Raw genomic sequence first — 14789 nt, forward strand, 5'->3', positions numbered from 1 at the left:
CCTCAGTGCTTCGTGAGGAGCTCGTCGAACGTCGCGGCGATCGAGGTCCAGGACCACCGCTGCTCCACCCAGGCCCGCCCGGCCAGGCCCATCGCCCGGGCGCGCCCCGGGTCGTCGAGCAACCCCACCAGCGCCGTCGCCACCGCCTCCGGTGACCGCGGGTCCACCACGTGCCCGGTGACGCCGTCGCGCACCGCCTCCGGCGCACCGCCCGAGGTGCCCGCGACGACCGGGCGGGCGCAGGCCGCGGCCTCGAGGAAGACCATGCCGAGGCCCTCGACGTCGAGTCCCCCGCGCCGGGTGCGGCAGGGCATGGCGAACACGTCTCCGGCGGCGTAGTGCGCCGGCAGCTCGTCGTGGTCCACCGGGCCGGTCAGCACGACGGAGCCCTGCAGGCCGCGGGCGGCGATCGCACGACGCAGCTTGCCCTCGTCCGGCCCACCACCGACCAGCAGCAACCGGGCCCCCGGGTGACGGGCGAGCACCCGCGGCCACCCCGCCACGAGCACGTCCTGCCCCTTGCGGGCGACCAGCCGGGAGACGCAGACGACCACCGGTGCGTCACCGAGCCCGTGGCGGGCACGCACCGCCGTCCCGTCGACCCCGGGGGCGAACCGGTCGACGTCGACCCCGGGCGAGAGCTGGGCCAGCCGGGTGCGGCCCCCGAGCGGCGGGGCGAGGCGCTCGCGGGTGTACTCGCTGATGTAGGTGAGGACGTCCAGCCCCGTGGCGATCCGCTGCATCACCTGCCGGCTGCCCGGGAGGGCGACCCAGCCGGTCTCGTGGCCGTGCGTGGCCCCGACCAGGTGCCGGACCCCGGCGGCGCGCAGCGCGGGCGCGAGCAGCCCCAGCGGCGCGGCCGCCCCGAAGAACGCGGTGTCGCAGCCGTACCGCTCCACCAGCTCCACGGCCGCGCGGGCGGTCGCCCGCGTCGGGAGGAGCATCCCGGTCGGCCGGCGCACCACCGGATAGGGCAGGGATCGGTCGTGCTCGGCCGAGCCCGGTGCGTCCGACGCCAGCACGACCAGCGAGTCCGGCGTCCGTCGCTCCAGCAGCGCCGCCACGAAGGTCTGGATGCCCCCTTGCCGGGGCGGGAAGTCGTTGGTGACGACGAGCGTCCGGCTCACGGCCCCTCCAGGCGCGCCCAGTCCTCGGCCATCGCGATGCGCTGCGCGGTCGTGGGGTGGCTGCCGAAGAACCAGTGCCAGGCCGCCGGCGGGTCCGGATCGCCGAGGTTGGCCGTGGCGAGCCGCTGCTGCATGGCGGTGAAGGCCTCCGGATCGCGGGTGAGGTCGAGGGCGTGCAGGTCCGCGCGGGCCTCGACCTGGCGCGACACCAGGTTCTGCACGGGTGTGGCCAGCAGGCTGCCCACGGCGACGAGGAACAGCAGCAGGGGGACCACGCGGGGGTCGCCGGCCGAGGGCGCCCCGGCGCGGCGCAGCAGCGGCGTCCACATCAGCAACCAGCCGAGCAGGGCGGTCGCCGCGCCCGCGCCGAGCGCGCCCATGAGCGTGCCGGTGAGGACGTCGTCGGTGGCGACGTGCCCGAGCTCGTGCGCCGCGATCGACTCGATCTCCGCGTCGGGCAGCTCGCCGAGGACGGTGTCGTAGACCACGATGCGCCGGGTGGAGCCGAACCCGGAGACGTAGGCGTTCAGCGCCGTGGTCCGCCGGGAGGCGTCGGAGACCAGCACGTCCTGCACCGGGGTGCCGTTCTCCTCGGCGAGCGCCAGCAGGTCACTGCGCAGCTCACCCGCCGGCAGCGGCTCGAAGGAGTTGAACGCCGGCTCGATGACCACCGGGTAGAGGAACGAGCCGACGACGACGAAGCCGGCCACTGCCGCCCCGCCCCAGGCCCACCAGGTGCGCGGCGCGCGACGGACCAGCCACAGGAAGGCCAGCACCACGACCACTGTCAGCGCCGCGCTGATGGCCCACGAGACGGCGACGTCGCGCAGCCAGAGCCCCCAGCCGCGGGTGGACAGGCCGTAGCGCGTGCGCACGGACTCCGCGTAGGCGGAGATCGGCAGGGTCACGGCGCGGCCCAGGAGGAGCAGGACCGGCACCCCCAGCACCACCCGCACGACCCAGCGGTCCCTCCACCGCGCCCCCAGCGACCGCATCAGGCGGGCCCCCAGCGGGGTGAGCCCCAGCACGGCCGAGACCGCCAGCCCGAGGACGAGGGAGAGCAGCGACGCGGGTCGCAGGGCGGCGGCGAAGGCCTCCGCGCGCTCGATCGCCGCGGGATCCAGGCCGGCGGTCGGGTCGGGCTCGGTGTGCCCTCCGGGCGGTTCGGGCAGCACGTCCCACGGGGTGCGGACGACGATGACGACAACGACGGCGATCCCCAGCAGGGCCGCGGCCACCAGGGCGGCCCGGCGAACGCTCACCCGGCCGATCCTAGGCGGGCCAACCGCAGCGGCCCGTCCCGGTTCGGGGACGTGCTGGGCGGCCGGCATCCTGCTCGACCCGGTCGCGAGGCCCGCCCTCACCGTGTTCCCGTCCTCCGGGCCTGCCCGAGGTCCTCGGGATCGGGCCCTCGGTCACCTGACCGGCCAGCGACCGCGAGGGCCGGCGACCCCTATCGGGATCACCGGCCCTCGTTCCTCGCTGCGATGCTCCCGGAGCCGTCAGCCGGCGATGCGACGGGCGCTGTTGTAGTTCCCCATCGAGTCCACGCTCGCCACCTTCACCGGCTGGCCGGAGGTGGAGGCGTGCACCATCTGGCCGTTGCCGATGTACATGCCCACGTGGCTCACCGGGCTGTAGAAGAACAGCAGGTCGCCAGGCTGCAGCTCGCCGCGCGAGACGGGCCTGCCCATTTGGCTCTGCGACCGGCTGGAGTGCGGCAGCATCACACCCGCCGCGGCGTAGGCGTACGACGTCAGCCCCGAGCAGTCGAAGGCGTTCGGCCCGCCGGCACCCCACACGTACGGGTCGCCGATCTGGGCGAGCGCGGTGTTCACCGCCACCTGGGCGGCCGAGCTCGGCGCGATGACGGCGCCGGTGGGCGCCGGGAGGCCGGTACCACCGTGGGCCTGCGCCACCTGCTCCTGCTGCGGCGCGGTGAGCGCCTCGTACCGGCGCTGGTAGTCGGCGATCTTCGCCTCGAGCTCCTCCTGCTGGGCGGCGATCTGCTCCACCGTCCGCCGGGCGTCCGCCGCGGCCTCCTCGGCGGCGTCGCGGGCCTGCTCCGCGTCCTCGGCCGCGCGCGACACCTCGGTGAGCACCTCGCTGGTGTGCCCGGCGATGGCGTCGAGGGTGCCCAGCTGGTCGACCAGCTGGTCGGCCGAGGTGCTGGTCAGCAGGACGTCGAGCGGCGACATGCCGCTGCCGGTGTAGACGCTGCGGGCCAGCCGGCGCATGTGGCCGTCGAGGGAGCCGAGCCGGCCCTCCGCCTCCGCGACCGCCTCGCTCGCGGCCTGCGCGTCGCGCTGGTGGCCCTCGAGGAGGACGCGCGCCTCGTTCAGCTGCTCGGAGACGACCTCCAGCTCGTGGCTGGCCTCGGCCACCTGGGCGGCGATCTCGTCGGCGGTGCCGGGGACCGCCGACGCGGTACCCGGGAGGACGGTGACGGTCAGGGCTGCGACGGCGCTGACCAGGAGCCCCGAACGGAGCGGTCCGAAGCGGCGGGCGCTGGCGGAGCTGCGCCGGCCGGCGGTGTGGAGTTGTTCGGGGGCGTGCGTCAGTAGTGCGTGAGGGGTCGCCACGTGCGGCGGCTCTCCGTTTCTTCCACTTCGACCGCCGACCGAGTTAGCTGACGGGTTCGGGCTGGGAAGACTGGCCCTATCCCCCACCCACCGGCGAGCCGGCGGCGGGAGAACTCACCCCAGAGTGCGGTGGGTCCCCGGTACACCTCGGGCGCAGTGGTGCGCGCCACGCGGTGATTAGGCGGTGTCCGGTCGAGGCCATCCATCGATGGATGACGACCACCCGGCCGAACGGAGGGAACCCTACGACCGTGATGCGCCTGTGACAAACAGGGACAGCTGAGACGTGTGCGACGGGCGCCTGGCCGCCCACCTGGGCATTCACCCGATCGGGTGGTCACCCGGCCCTCGCCGCGGGGTGCGGCGGCGATCAGCCGGTGCGCCGTCCGGACCGCTCCCCGCCGTGCCCGTCGGGATGCCGCAGCGGGGGAACCAGGCCGCCCTCGGCCAGCGCGCGCACGGCGCTGCGTTCCACCTCGTCGAACTCCACCACCACGCCCGGCGGTGGCACGACGACGTCCTCGGCGGCCGCGGCCGGCCCGCCACGCGGCCGCCCGGTCATCGGCACGACGACCGGGTCGCCCCCCTGCCACCCGGGCGGGGCTCCCAGCAGCACGGTCACGACGCAGTCGGCGCAGCCGGTCCCGCGGGCGGTGCAGGTGTCGCAATCGATGAGCATCGCTTCTTCTCCTCCGTGAGTTGCTGCGCACGGTAGGAAGGGCCACCGACATTTCCGCCGCGCCACCGACGGCCCGCGCCGGATCAGCTGCCCGCGAACTCCCAGTGCCACGGCTCCTCGCGCCCGTTGCCCGGATCGGCCCACGTGGGGTGCAGGAAGCCGAACCGGCCGGCGTTGGCAGCCATCCAGGCGTACTGCGGGGTGCCGAACGTCTCGACGCCACCGCACAGGTCCACCGCCAGACCCCAGCCGTGGTTGCTGGTGCCGGGCACCGCGGCCAGGGCCGGCTTCTCCCCGTACAGCCGCACCTGGCTTGCGTAGGTCCGGTAGGAGTCGGTGATGCACAACGGGCTGCCGAAGGCGGTCGCGTAGGCCGCCGACATGGCGCGGTAGGCGGCGGCCGCGTCGCAGCGCAGCGCGTGCCCGCCGACGCCCAGCGGGCACATGGCGCTGGGCGGGATGAGGCCGTTCGGGTAGCCGCCCCATGCGCGGGCTCCGTCGTAGCTGGGCGGGTAGACGGTGTTGCCGCACTCGGTCCGCAGCGCCCCCGCGGCCGGCCCCGGGACGGCGACAGGGGGCCGCTGGCCGAGGACCGGGCGGCCGATCGCCAGCACCTGGTCGCCCGGCAGCGTGCGCACCACGACCGCGCCGGCCCGCGCGTCAGCGGTCAGCATGGTCCGCGGGTCCAGGGCGATGCCCACGTGCCCGAGCCCCGCCTCCGGGGAGCCCAGGAAGACCAGGTCGCCGGGGAGGACGTCGGCGCGGTCCACCGGCACGGCGCTCGCGAACAGCTCCTCCTGCGTCGCGGGCAGCTGGACACCGGCCCGGCCGTAGGCCACCCGGACCAGTGCGCCGCAGTCCCAGGACTCCGGCCCCGCCGTCCCCGGCGCGTACGGCTGCCCCAGGGCCTCCATCGCGCCGCTGACGGCGGCGAGGGTCTCGGCGGGCAGCACCAGGAGCGAACTCGGCCGCCCGGGCAGCTGGGCCACCCCGCGCTGCGCGCCGCCCCCGGCGGCGCCCACCGGAGCCAGGCGGTCGGGGAGGCTGCGCTCGGGTTCCCGCAGCGCAGCGGCGGGCACGTCCGCGAGGCCGGCGGTCCGGAGCTGGTCGACGTAGGCCCGCCAGCTGGCCGCCGTCTGCTCGTTCACCGACGCCTGCTCCCCCTGGAGCGCCGCCAGCTGCCGGTCGACGACGGCGAGCGTGTCGTGCAGCTCCGTGGTGACCGCGTCGGCGGCCGCCTCCAGCGCGGCCACCCGCGCGGCCACCTCGTCCGCCCGCCCCTGGGCCGCGTCGAGCGCGGCCTGGGCGCGCTGCTGCTGGTCCAGGGCGGCGCGCCGGTGGCTCTCCGCGATGCCGATGAGGTGGGCGAGGTGCGCGTCGACGGCGTCGAGGAAGCCCACGCCGGCGAGGACCTCCCCCGGATCCCCACCGGCGAGCAGGAGCGTGAGAGGGGTGAGGGCGCCACCGTCCCGGTAGACGGCGACGGCGTACCCGGCGACCTCGCGCTGGTGCCCGGCCAGCACGCCCCGGGCGTCCTCGAGCACCGCCCTCGCCTCGTCCACCGACCGCTGCGCCTCGGCCAGCGCCTCGCGTGCGGCGACGACCTGCCCCTGGCGCGCGCGGAGGTCCTCCTGGACCTCGGCGGCCCGCCGTTGCAGCTGGTCCAGGTCGCGGCTGTCCAGCACGCCGGAGGTGCCACCCGGCTGGTCGCTGGGCGCGGCGGCCACCGGCCCGGCGGGCAGCAGCACGGCCGCGCCCGCCACCAGCACCGCGGCCACCACGCACCGCCGGGCCCGGGCGGGCGGGCGCCACCTGGAGCGCGCGGGCATCACCGACCACCTCTGCCTGCGGGCCGGTCGCACCGGACGCGACGGCCACTGGCAGGCATGGTGTCCCGATCGGGGCCGGAACACCAGGTCCCACTCGATGCGGGCAGCCCCGGACCCCCCGGTCAGGGGGCCGGTGCGCGGCCGGCCCCGGCGCGCGTCCCCCGGAGTGTCAGCCCCCCGACCTAGCGTCCGCCCCGTGGCACCCTCCCCCGCACCGCTGCGCTACCAGCAGGTCTCCATCGAGGAGGTCGGGACACCGCTGGCGCAGGTCACGTTCGTCGTCGTGGACCTGGAGACCACCGGCGGGTCCCCGAAGGACAGCGCCATCACCGAGATCGGGGCCGTGCGCGTCCGCGGCGGGCAGGTGCTCGGCGAGTTCCAGACCCTCGTCGACCCAGGCCACGAGATCCCGCCCTACATCAGCGTGCTGACCGGGATCACCTCGACGATGGTCGCCACGGCCCCGCGGATCGGCGCCGTGCTCCCCACCTTCCTCGAGTTCGCCCGCGGCGCCGTCCTGGTCGCCCACAACGCCCCGTTCGACCTCGGGTTCCTCAAGGCGGCGTGCGCCGAGAACGGCCTGGTGTGGCCCACGGCGGCGTCCGTCGACACCGCCGTCCTCGCCCGGCGGCTGCTCAGCCGGGACGAGGTGCCCAACTGCAAGCTGGCCACCCTGGCCCCGTACTTCTCCGCCGCCACCTCGCCCACGCACCGGGCCCTGGACGACGCGCGGGCCACGGTGGACGTGCTGCACGGCCTCTTCGAGCGGCTCGGCCCCCTCGGCGTCACCACCCTCGAGGAGCTGACCGGGCTGACCCGGCAGGTCGATCCGGAGCGTCGGCGGAAGCGGCACCTGGCCGACGCCGTCCCCAGCGGCCCCGGCGTCTACCTGTTCCGCGGCCCCGGGGACGAGCCGCTCTACGTGGGCACCTCCAGCGACCTCCGCAGCCGGGTCCGCAGCTACTTCACCTCGGGCGAGCAGCGCAGCCGCATCACCGAGATGGTCGGCCTCGCCCAGCGGGTGGAGCCGATCCCGTGCGCGCACGCGCTCGAGGCCGCGGTCCGCGAACTGCGGCTCATCGCCCGCCACAAGCCGCGGTACAACAGGCGGTCCCGCTTCCCCGAGCGCGCGCTGTGGGTCCGGCTCACCGACGAGCCCTTCCCGCGGCTGTCGGTGGTCCGCCGGGTCCGCCCCGACGCCGGCGTGTTCCTCGGTCCGTTCCCCGACCGCCGCGCCGCGGACGCCGCCGTGGCTGCCGTCCACGAGGTGCTGCCGCTGCGGCAGTGCACCGCCCGGCTCTCCCCCCGCACGCCGGTCAACGCCTGCGCGCTGGCCGACATGGGGCGTTGCGGCGCCCCCTGCACCGGCGCCCAGTCGGTTCCCGAGTACGCCGGCGTGGCGGCGGTCTTCGCCGCCGCGGTGGGCCACGACCCCCGTCCCCTGCTCGCCCCGCTGCTGGACCGGGTGGAGCGGCTCGCCGCCGAGGAGCGCTACGAGGACGCCGCCGTGCTGCGCGACCGGGTCGCCGTGCTGGTCCGGGCCCTCCGCCGTCGGCAACGGCTCGAGTCGCTGGCTGCCGTGCCCGAGCTCGTGCTGGCCCGTCCCGACGGCCAGGGCGGGTGGGAGCTGTCCGTCGTCCGGCTGGGGCGCCTCGCCGCGGCCGGGAACGCGCCGCGTGGCACCACCGTGCGGAGCGTGTTGCCGGGCCTGCTCGCGACCGCGGAGACCGTTCCCGGTGCGGACGACCCGACGTCGGTCGACGAGACCGAGCTCGTCCTCCGCTGGCTGGAGAAGCCCGGCACCCGGTTGGTGCAACTGACCGGCACCCTCGCCTCCCCCGCACCCGGCACCGGCGCCTACAGCGGGTTCCTGGCGCGGGTGGAGTCCGGGCGTGACGCGCAGGACCCCTTCGCCGACGGGCGGTCGCTGGGCACCCGCGCCCGGCCGGAGCGGATAGCATCCCCCGCGTGATCACCGCCATCGTGATGATCGACGCCGCCACCGACTCGATCGCCGAGGTCGCCCAGGCCGTCGCCGAGCTCGACGGGGTCAGCGAGGTCTACTCCGTCGCCGGCGATGCCGATCTGATCGCCATCGTCCGCGTCCGCGAGTTCGAGCAGGTCGCGGAGGTCATCGCCGGCCGGATCAACAAGGTCGCGGGAGTCCTCGACACCGACACCCACATCGCCTTCCGCGCCTACTCGCGCCACGACCTCGAGGCAGCCTTCTCCATCGGCTTCGACACCGAAGCCTGAGCGGCCGGCGCTCAGCGGCCGGGCGGGGCGACCTCCCGGCTGACGGCGATCCAGCGGTCCAGCAGCGCCGCCGCCCGACCGTCGTCGATCGCTGCGGCGGCCCGCTCCATCCCCGCGGCCAGGGCGTCGTGCAAACGCGCGGGCCGTTCGTCGAACGCCACCAGCGCCGCGGCGGCATTGAGCAGCACGGCGTCGCGCACCGCTCCGCGGTCGCCGTCCACGAGCCGCCGGAACACCTCGGCGTTGTCCCGGGCATCCCCGCCGCGCAGCGCGTCCGGGGCGGGCGCCTCGATGCCCAGCGCAGCCGGGTCCACCCGCTCGGCCGACACGGCGCCGTCCCGGACCGTCCACACCGCCGACGTCGCCGCGGTGGTCAGCTCGTCGAGTCCGTCGTCGCCCCGGAACACCAGCGCCCGCGTCCCCCGGGCGGCGAGCACCTCGGCGAGGACGGGGGCCATGCGCGCGTTGGCGCAACCGATCGCAGCCGCCACCGGGCGCGCCGGGTTGGTCAGCGGCCCGAGGAAGTTGAAGACGGTGCCGATGCCCATCTCCCGCCTCGGGGCGGCGGCGTGCCGCATGCCGGGGTGGAAGACCGGTGCGAAGAAGAACCCGATGCCGGCCTCCCGCACGCACGTGGCCACGGCGTCGGCGGGCAGATCGATGACCACCCCGAGCGCCTCCAGCACGTCGGCGGCGCCCGAGGAGGACGACGCCGCCCGGTTGCCGTGCTTGGCCACCGGCGCGCCGGCGGCGGCCGTCACGACCGCGGCCATCGTGGAGATGTTCACCGTGTGCGCGCCGTCGCCACCGGTGCCGACGATGTCGACGCAGTCCATCGGCAGCTGCACCGGCGTCGCCTGCGCCAGCATCTCGGCGGCCAGCCCCGCGACCTCCTGCGGCGCCTCGCCCTTGGCCCGGAGCGCCACGGTGAAGCCGGCCACCTGGGCCGGCGTCGCCTCGCCGGTCATGACCTCGCGCATCGCCCAGCGGGTGTCCTCGGCGGTGAGGTCCTGACCGGCGAGCAGGCGGTTCAGCAGCCCCGGCCACGTGGGGGCGGACGAGGACGTCACCGGCGGGCCACGGACCGTCCCGCGCGAGCGCGCAGGAGGTCGGCCACCACCCCGGGCGCCACCAGCGGGTCGACCGGCAGGGCCAGCGTCGCCTCGGCGCGCGACCAGTGCGCCAGCCAGCGGTCGGGCTGCCGGGCGACGAGCAGGCAGACGGCCGGGCGGTCGGCGACCTCCATCTCCAGCTGCCGGGCGAGGGCCATGCCCCCGGCGGGCTGGGCCTCGCCGTCGAGGATGCACAGGTCGATCCCTCCGGCGTCGACCGCGGCGACCACCTCGTCGCCGGTCACGCACTCCAGCCAGGTCAGCGGACCCACGTCAGCGGCGGGCCGCCGGCCGACCGCTGCGCGGACCGCGTCGCGCACCTCCGGACGGTGGCTGTAGACGAGCACGGTGGCCGGGGCGGCGGGCTTCTCGGCAGCACTCACGCCGCCGAGCCTAGTGCCCGGAGACGTCTGCGCAGGCCCGGCCGGTGAGTCGGTATCGAGCTGGTCACATTGACGCCACGCCGTCACCACCCGCAGTCGTGACGGGGTCCTGCCGATGCCATGATGACCCCCGTGACAACGGCCCCCGTCGCGAGCAGCACCTTCGACACCTCGCGGGTGCACTCCCTGACCCGACCGAACATGGTCAGCGTCGGCACGATCATCTGGCTCGCCAGCGAGCTGATGTTCTTCGCCGGCCTGTTCGCCATGTACTTCACCGCCCGAGCACGGGCCGGCGCCGAGAGCGGCTGGCCGCCCGAGCCCACGGAGCTCAACGTCCCGTACGCGCTCGTGATCACGCTGATCCTGGTCAGCTCGTCGGTCACCTGCCAGTTCGGTGTGTTCGCGGCCGAGGAGGGCAACGTCTACGGGCTGCGCCGGTGGTTCACGATCACCTTCGCCCTGGGGCTCGTCTTCGTGCTCGGGCAGGCGTACGAGTACTACGAGCTGGTGCACCACGGCACGACGATCTCGTCGTCCACCTACGGCTCGGTCTTCTACCTCACGACCGGCTTCCACGGCCTGCACGTCATCGGCGGACTGATCGCCTTCGTGTTCGTCCTCATCCGGTCCACCATGGGCCGTTTCACGCCCGCCCAGGCGACCTCCGCCATCGTGGTCTCGTACTACTGGCACTTCGTCGACGTGGTGTGGATCGCCTTGTTCGCCACGATCTACTTCATCCGATAGGGAACCGGTGTCCACCACGAACCCTCACCCCGACGCCCCGCTCGCCGACGCCGCGAGCCCGGACCAGCGGGCCCGCGCGCGACGGAGGTCCAAGCACCGCCGTCGTCTCGCCAACGTCGCCGGCCTGATGGCCTCGCTGATCCTCACCGGGGCGCTGTACTCGGTGTTCGCGCCGGCGCAGGCCGCTCCGGCCGGCACGCAGACCGAGTCGGCGGCCGAGGCGGCCGGGCGCGAGCTGTACGAGCGCAGCTGCATCTCCTGCCACGGCTCGAACCTCGAGGGCGTGCCCAACCGCGGCCCGTCGCTGATCGGCGTCGGTGAGGCCTCGGTCTACTTCCAGGTGCACACCGGGCGCATGCCGCTGGTGCGCCAGGAGGCCCAGGCGCCGGACAAGCCCGTGGTGTTCTCCGACGAGGAGATCGACCAGCTGATGGCCTACGTGCAGGCCAACGGCGGCGGGCCGACGCTGCCCTCCGGAGACCTGCGCAACGGGGACCTCGCCATGGGCGGTGAGCTGTTCCGGCTCAACTGCGCGTCCTGCCACAACTTCGTCGGCGAGGGCGGCGCCCTCTCCTCGGGGAAGTACGCCCCGAGCCTGCACGACGCGACCGACCTGGAGATCTACACGGCGATGCTGACCGGCCCGGAGAACATGCCGGTGTTCGGGGACAACCAGCTGTCGCCGGAGGAGAAGCGCTCGATCATCGCCTACGTCCAGACCATCACGAACATGGCCGACCCGGGCGGCGCGGGCGTCGGCCGGCTGGGGCCGGCCGCCGAGGGCGTGGTCATCTGGGTCGTCGGCGTCAGTGCCCTGATGTTGGGCATCTTCTGGATGGGGAGCAAGGCGTGAGCACGCGCGACACCCGCCCCGGCTCGGCCGGCGGCGCGGACACCGAAGGGCCGCTGCACGGCGGCCCGGACGACGACTACACCCCCGAGCAGCTCGCGGCGATGAGCCGTGAGGAGCTCGACCTGCTCGGCGCGCGGTACGACGGCGTGGAGATCCTCCACGTCGACCCGGGCCCGGAACCGGGGTCCGCCATGGAGCGGCGGGCGGTGCGCCAGGTCGGCTGGACGTTCGCCCTCGCCGGGGTCTTCGCCTTCCTGTTCCTCGTGGTGTACGTCGGCTCCGGCTGGTTCCTCCCCGAGTGGTCCTGGGCCGAGGAGGGGAGCACCTGGAGTGCCCTGTTCACCCCGCTCCTGGGCCTGTGCATGGGGCTGTCCCTGACGCTGGTGGGCGTGGGCCTGGTCCTCTACACCAAGAAGCTGCTCCCCCACGAGACCGCCGTCCAGGACAAGCACGACGGCTCGCACTTCGATCGGGTCACGACCGGCGCCACGCTGGTCGGCGGGTACCACAACAGCGGGCTTCCCCGGCGCAAGCTGATCACCCGGTCGCTCGGCTTCATGGGCGCCGGCGTCGGCGTCATGCTGCTGGCGCCGCTCGGCGGGCTGATCAACAACCCGAGCACCGGGAACGTGCTCGGGCGCACCGCGTGGGCCGAGGGCGTCCGCCTGGTCCGTTACGACGGCAGTCCGGTCCGGCCCGGCGACCAGGAACCCGGCTCGCTGGAGACGGTCTTCCCGGCCGTCCCCGGCGGCAACCGGCAGACCGATGCGCCCACCATGCTCATCCGGCTGCGCCCCGAGCAGATCCAGTCGCTGCGCCCGCGCGAGGGGCACGCCGACTACGGCTACGGCGACTACGTCGCCTACTCCAAGATCTGCACGCACGCCGGCTGCCCGGTGTCGCTCTACGAGCAGGAGACCAGCCGCATCCTGTGCCCCTGCCACCAGTCGATGTTCGACGTGACGCAGGGCGCCAAGCCGGTCTTCGGCCCGGCCACCCGCTCACTGCCGCAACTGCCCATCACCGTGGACGACGAAGGATTCTTCGTCGCCCGCAGTGACTACCCTGAGGCCGTCGGCCCCACGTACTGGAACCGGGAGCGCATCTGATGGCAGCTCGCACCGCCACGGCGCCGGGGGCCCCGACGACGCGGCTCGGCAAGGCCGCGCTCGAGTTCGACGACCGCATGATCGTCGCCGGACCCGTCCGGCGGACCCTCAACAAGGTCTTCCCCGACCACTGGTCCTTCCTCCTCGGCGAGATCGCGCTCTACTGCTTCATCATCCTGCTGCTGTCGGGCACGTACCTGACCTTCTTCTTCCAGGCCTCGATGACCGAGGTCACCTACGACGGGTCCTACGACCCGCTGCGTGGGCTCGACATGTCGATCGCCTACGCGTCCGCCCTCGACCTGTCCTTCGACGTCCGCGGCGGCCTGTTCATGCGCCAGCTGCACCACTGGGCCGCACTGCTGTTCGTGGCGGCGATCGTGGTGCACCTGCTGCGCATCTTCTTCACCGGCGCCTTCCGCCGCCCGCGGGAGAGCAACTGGCTCATCGGCGTCGTGATCCTGATCCTGGCGCTGCTCGAGGGCTTCTCGGGCTACTCCCTGCCCGACGACCTGCTCTCCGGCACCGGTCTGCGGATCATGTCGGCGATCATCCTGGCCATCCCGGTCGTGGGCACCTGGGTGCACTGGGCGGTCTTCGGCGGGGACTACATCGGTGAGCTGATCATCGGCCGGCTCTACATCGCGCACGTCCTGCTGATCCCGGCGATCCTGCTGGCGCTCATCGCCGTGCACCTGCTGGTCCTCGTCAAGCAGAAGCACACGCAGTTCCCCGGACCGGGGCGAACCGAGCACAACGTCGTGGGCAACCGACTCTTCCCCACCTTCGCGGGCAAGGCGACCGGCCTGCTGTTCGTGGTGTTCGGGGTCTGCGCGGCCCTCGGTGGCCTGGCCCAGATCAACCCGATCTGGCTGTGGGGCCCGTACAACCCGGCGCAGGTCTCGGCCGCGTCGCAGCCCGACTGGTACATCATGTGGCTGGACGGCTCCAGCCGACTGTTCCCCGCATGGGACCTGAACCTGCCGGGTGACTACACGATCCCGGCGCTGTTCTGGCCGACGGCGGTTCTGCCCGGCATCATCTTCATGCTGCTGCTCTTCTACCCGATGATCGAGCGCAAGCTGACGGGTGACACCGCATCGCACCACCTGCTCCAGCGGCCCCGCGACGTGCCCGTGCGGACGTCGCTGGGCATGATGTCGATCGCGTTCTACGTGATCCTTCTGCTGTCGGGCGGGAACGACGTGATCGCCGACAAGTTCGACATCAGCCTCAACGCGATGACATGGGCGGGCCGGATCGGCCTGGTCCTCCTGCCCCCGATCGTCTACGTGATCACCTACCGCATCTGCCTGGGTCTGCAGCAGCACGACCGCGAGGTGCTCGAGCACGGCATCGAGACCGGTGTCATCCGGCGGCTGCCGCACGGCGAGTTCATCGAGGTGCACCAGCCGATCGGCCCGGTGGACCACCACGGCCACGGGCAGCTCGCCTACGGCGGTGCTCCGGTACCGAAGAAGATGAACCAGGTCGGTGCGGCACGGCGCGCGATCCGCGGTTTCTTCTCCCCCGTGGAGGAACCGACGGCGGTCGAGATCGAGCAGCGCGGCGAGGGCCGCGGGCTCTCGGCCAGCGAGTCGGACCGGGAGCTGACGACCTCGGGACGCCCGTCCGAGGGTGGGCGCCCGTCCGACGGCGGCCGCCCGCAGGACCCGCGCGACTGATCAGCGTCTGACAGTAGGGCCCCGGTGGAATCTCCACCGGGGCCCTACTGCATCTGCTGACCGGCAGGGGCGCGACCTGGCAGCCGACTGCCGACCCGCAGCCGGCGCGGGGACGACCACCCGAGGTCACCCGCGCCCTGCGTGGCCATCGGGCTTCCCACCGCTCCCCCGCAGCCCGTCACCGACCAACCGGGCGCTCCGGGGTACTCCGCTGCCGGGCGGGTGCAGCGGACCGGGCCAGGCCCCGCCACGCCCTGTCGACGCGTCGGCGTCCGGCGGCGCCTCGGCCGATCACCGCCCGGCTGGCAGGCGGCCGGGCGCACCGCTAGCGGCAGCCAGGCCCCAGCACGCCCACGGCCGCCAGCTGGCACGGCCCCGGCCGAGAGGGTGCGGGCCGACGAGCCGGATCGGGGGGGCTGCGACG

At 74.2% G+C, this 14789-nt stretch carries 13 protein-coding genes and 1 riboswitch; of the genes, 6 read left to right on the forward strand and 7 right to left on the reverse strand.

Annotation, left to right across the window (positions count from 1 at the left end):
• Positions 1-2: 2 nt before the first annotated feature.
• The 5 genes from ACI8AP_RS11795 to ACI8AP_RS11815 all read right to left on the reverse strand — a co-directional run bounded on the left by ACI8AP_RS11795 (position 3) and on the right by ACI8AP_RS11815 (position 6217).
• Positions 3-1127: a glycosyltransferase family 4 protein gene (locus ACI8AP_RS11795; protein ID WP_456589534.1), complete on the reverse strand. Its 1125-nt coding sequence runs from the start codon at positions 1125-1127 to the stop codon at positions 3-5.
• A complete protein-coding gene (locus tag ACI8AP_RS11800) occupies positions 1124-2389 on the reverse strand; it encodes a M48 family metallopeptidase (protein WP_456589535.1) in 1266 nt (421 codons plus the stop codon). The genes ACI8AP_RS11795 and ACI8AP_RS11800 overlap by 4 nt, the downstream gene beginning before the upstream one ends.
• A gap of 240 nt (positions 2390-2629) precedes the next feature.
• Positions 2630-3709 (reverse strand): NlpC/P60 family protein, encoded by a 1080-nt coding sequence (locus ACI8AP_RS11805; RefSeq protein WP_456589536.1) that lies wholly within the window; start codon positions 3707-3709, stop codon positions 2630-2632.
• Positions 3710-3726: 17 nt separating this feature from the next.
• Positions 3727-3903, reverse strand: a riboswitch (cyclic di-AMP (ydaO/yuaA leader).
• 176 nt (positions 3904-4079) lie between these two features.
• Positions 4080-4388, reverse strand: coding sequence for a hypothetical protein (locus ACI8AP_RS11810; RefSeq protein WP_456589537.1), 309 nt, complete (start codon positions 4386-4388; stop codon positions 4080-4082).
• 83 nt (positions 4389-4471) lie between these two features.
• The gene (locus ACI8AP_RS11815; protein ID WP_456589538.1) at positions 4472-6217 is read right to left on the reverse strand and encodes a D-alanyl-D-alanine carboxypeptidase family protein; all 1746 of its coding nucleotides are present in this window, start codon (positions 6215-6217) and stop codon (positions 4472-4474) included.
• A 196-nt stretch (positions 6218-6413) separates the two neighbouring features.
• Here ACI8AP_RS11815 and ACI8AP_RS11820 point away from each other — a divergent pair, with 196 nt between their 5' ends.
• Positions 6414-8189 carry a DEDD exonuclease domain-containing protein gene (locus ACI8AP_RS11820; protein ID WP_456589539.1) on the forward strand — a complete coding sequence of 592 codons (1776 nt, stop codon included), beginning with the start codon at positions 6414-6416 and terminating at the stop codon, positions 8187-8189.
• Positions 8186-8473, forward strand: coding sequence for an Lrp/AsnC family transcriptional regulator (locus ACI8AP_RS11825; protein WP_456589540.1), 288 nt, complete (start codon positions 8186-8188; stop codon positions 8471-8473). The genes ACI8AP_RS11820 and ACI8AP_RS11825 overlap by 4 nt, the downstream gene beginning before the upstream one ends.
• Positions 8474-8484: 11 nt before the next feature.
• Here the strand turns inward: ACI8AP_RS11825 and trpD are convergent, their stop codons facing one another.
• Positions 8485-9543: an anthranilate phosphoribosyltransferase gene (trpD, locus tag ACI8AP_RS11830; RefSeq protein ID WP_456589541.1), complete on the reverse strand. Its 1059-nt coding sequence runs from the start codon at positions 9541-9543 to the stop codon at positions 8485-8487.
• Complete coding sequence (locus tag ACI8AP_RS11835) at positions 9540-9968, reverse strand: hypothetical protein (protein WP_456589542.1); 429 nt, start codon at positions 9966-9968, stop codon at positions 9540-9542. Before ACI8AP_RS11835 ends, trpD begins: the two co-directional genes overlap by 4 nt.
• 123 nt (positions 9969-10091) lie before the next feature.
• Between ACI8AP_RS11835 and ctaE the strand changes: the two genes are divergently transcribed.
• The 4 genes from ctaE to qcrB are packed head-to-tail and all read left to right on the forward strand — an operon-like array spanning position 10092 to position 14365.
• Complete coding sequence (gene ctaE / locus ACI8AP_RS11840; protein ID WP_456589543.1) at positions 10092-10718, forward strand: aa3-type cytochrome oxidase subunit III; 627 nt, start codon at positions 10092-10094, stop codon at positions 10716-10718.
• Between the two features lie 7 nt (positions 10719-10725).
• Positions 10726-11571 (forward strand): cytochrome bc1 complex diheme cytochrome c subunit, encoded by an 846-nt coding sequence (gene qcrC / locus ACI8AP_RS11845; RefSeq protein WP_456589544.1) that lies wholly within the window; start codon positions 10726-10728, stop codon positions 11569-11571.
• The gene (gene qcrA / locus ACI8AP_RS11850) at positions 11568-12680 is read left to right on the forward strand and encodes a cytochrome bc1 complex Rieske iron-sulfur subunit (protein ID WP_456589545.1); all 1113 of its coding nucleotides are present in this window, start codon (positions 11568-11570) and stop codon (positions 12678-12680) included. Before qcrC ends, qcrA begins: the two co-directional genes overlap by 4 nt.
• The gene (qcrB, locus tag ACI8AP_RS11855) at positions 12680-14365 is read left to right on the forward strand and encodes a cytochrome bc1 complex cytochrome b subunit (protein WP_456589546.1); all 1686 of its coding nucleotides are present in this window, start codon (positions 12680-12682) and stop codon (positions 14363-14365) included. The genes qcrA and qcrB overlap by 1 nt, the downstream gene beginning before the upstream one ends.
• The last annotated feature ends 424 nt before the right edge of the window (positions 14366-14789 follow it).

This window comes from Blastococcus sp. SYSU DS1021 (genome assembly GCF_054050995.1).

Excerpts from the sequence above, each read along its gene's own strand:
- ACI8AP_RS11810 (WP_456589537.1), bottom strand. The coding sequence starts at position 4,388 with ATGCTCATCGATTGCGACACCTGCACCGCCCGCGGGACCGGCTGCGCC.
- ACI8AP_RS11815 (WP_456589538.1), bottom strand. The coding sequence starts at position 6,217 with ATGCCCGCGCGCTCCAGGTGGCGCCCGCCCGCCCGGGCCCGGCGGTGC.
- ctaE (WP_456589543.1), top strand. The coding sequence starts at position 10,092 with ATGACCCCCGTGACAACGGCCCCCGTCGCGAGCAGCACCTTCGACACC.
- qcrB (WP_456589546.1), top strand. The coding sequence starts at position 12,680 with ATGGCAGCTCGCACCGCCACGGCGCCGGGGGCCCCGACGACGCGGCTC.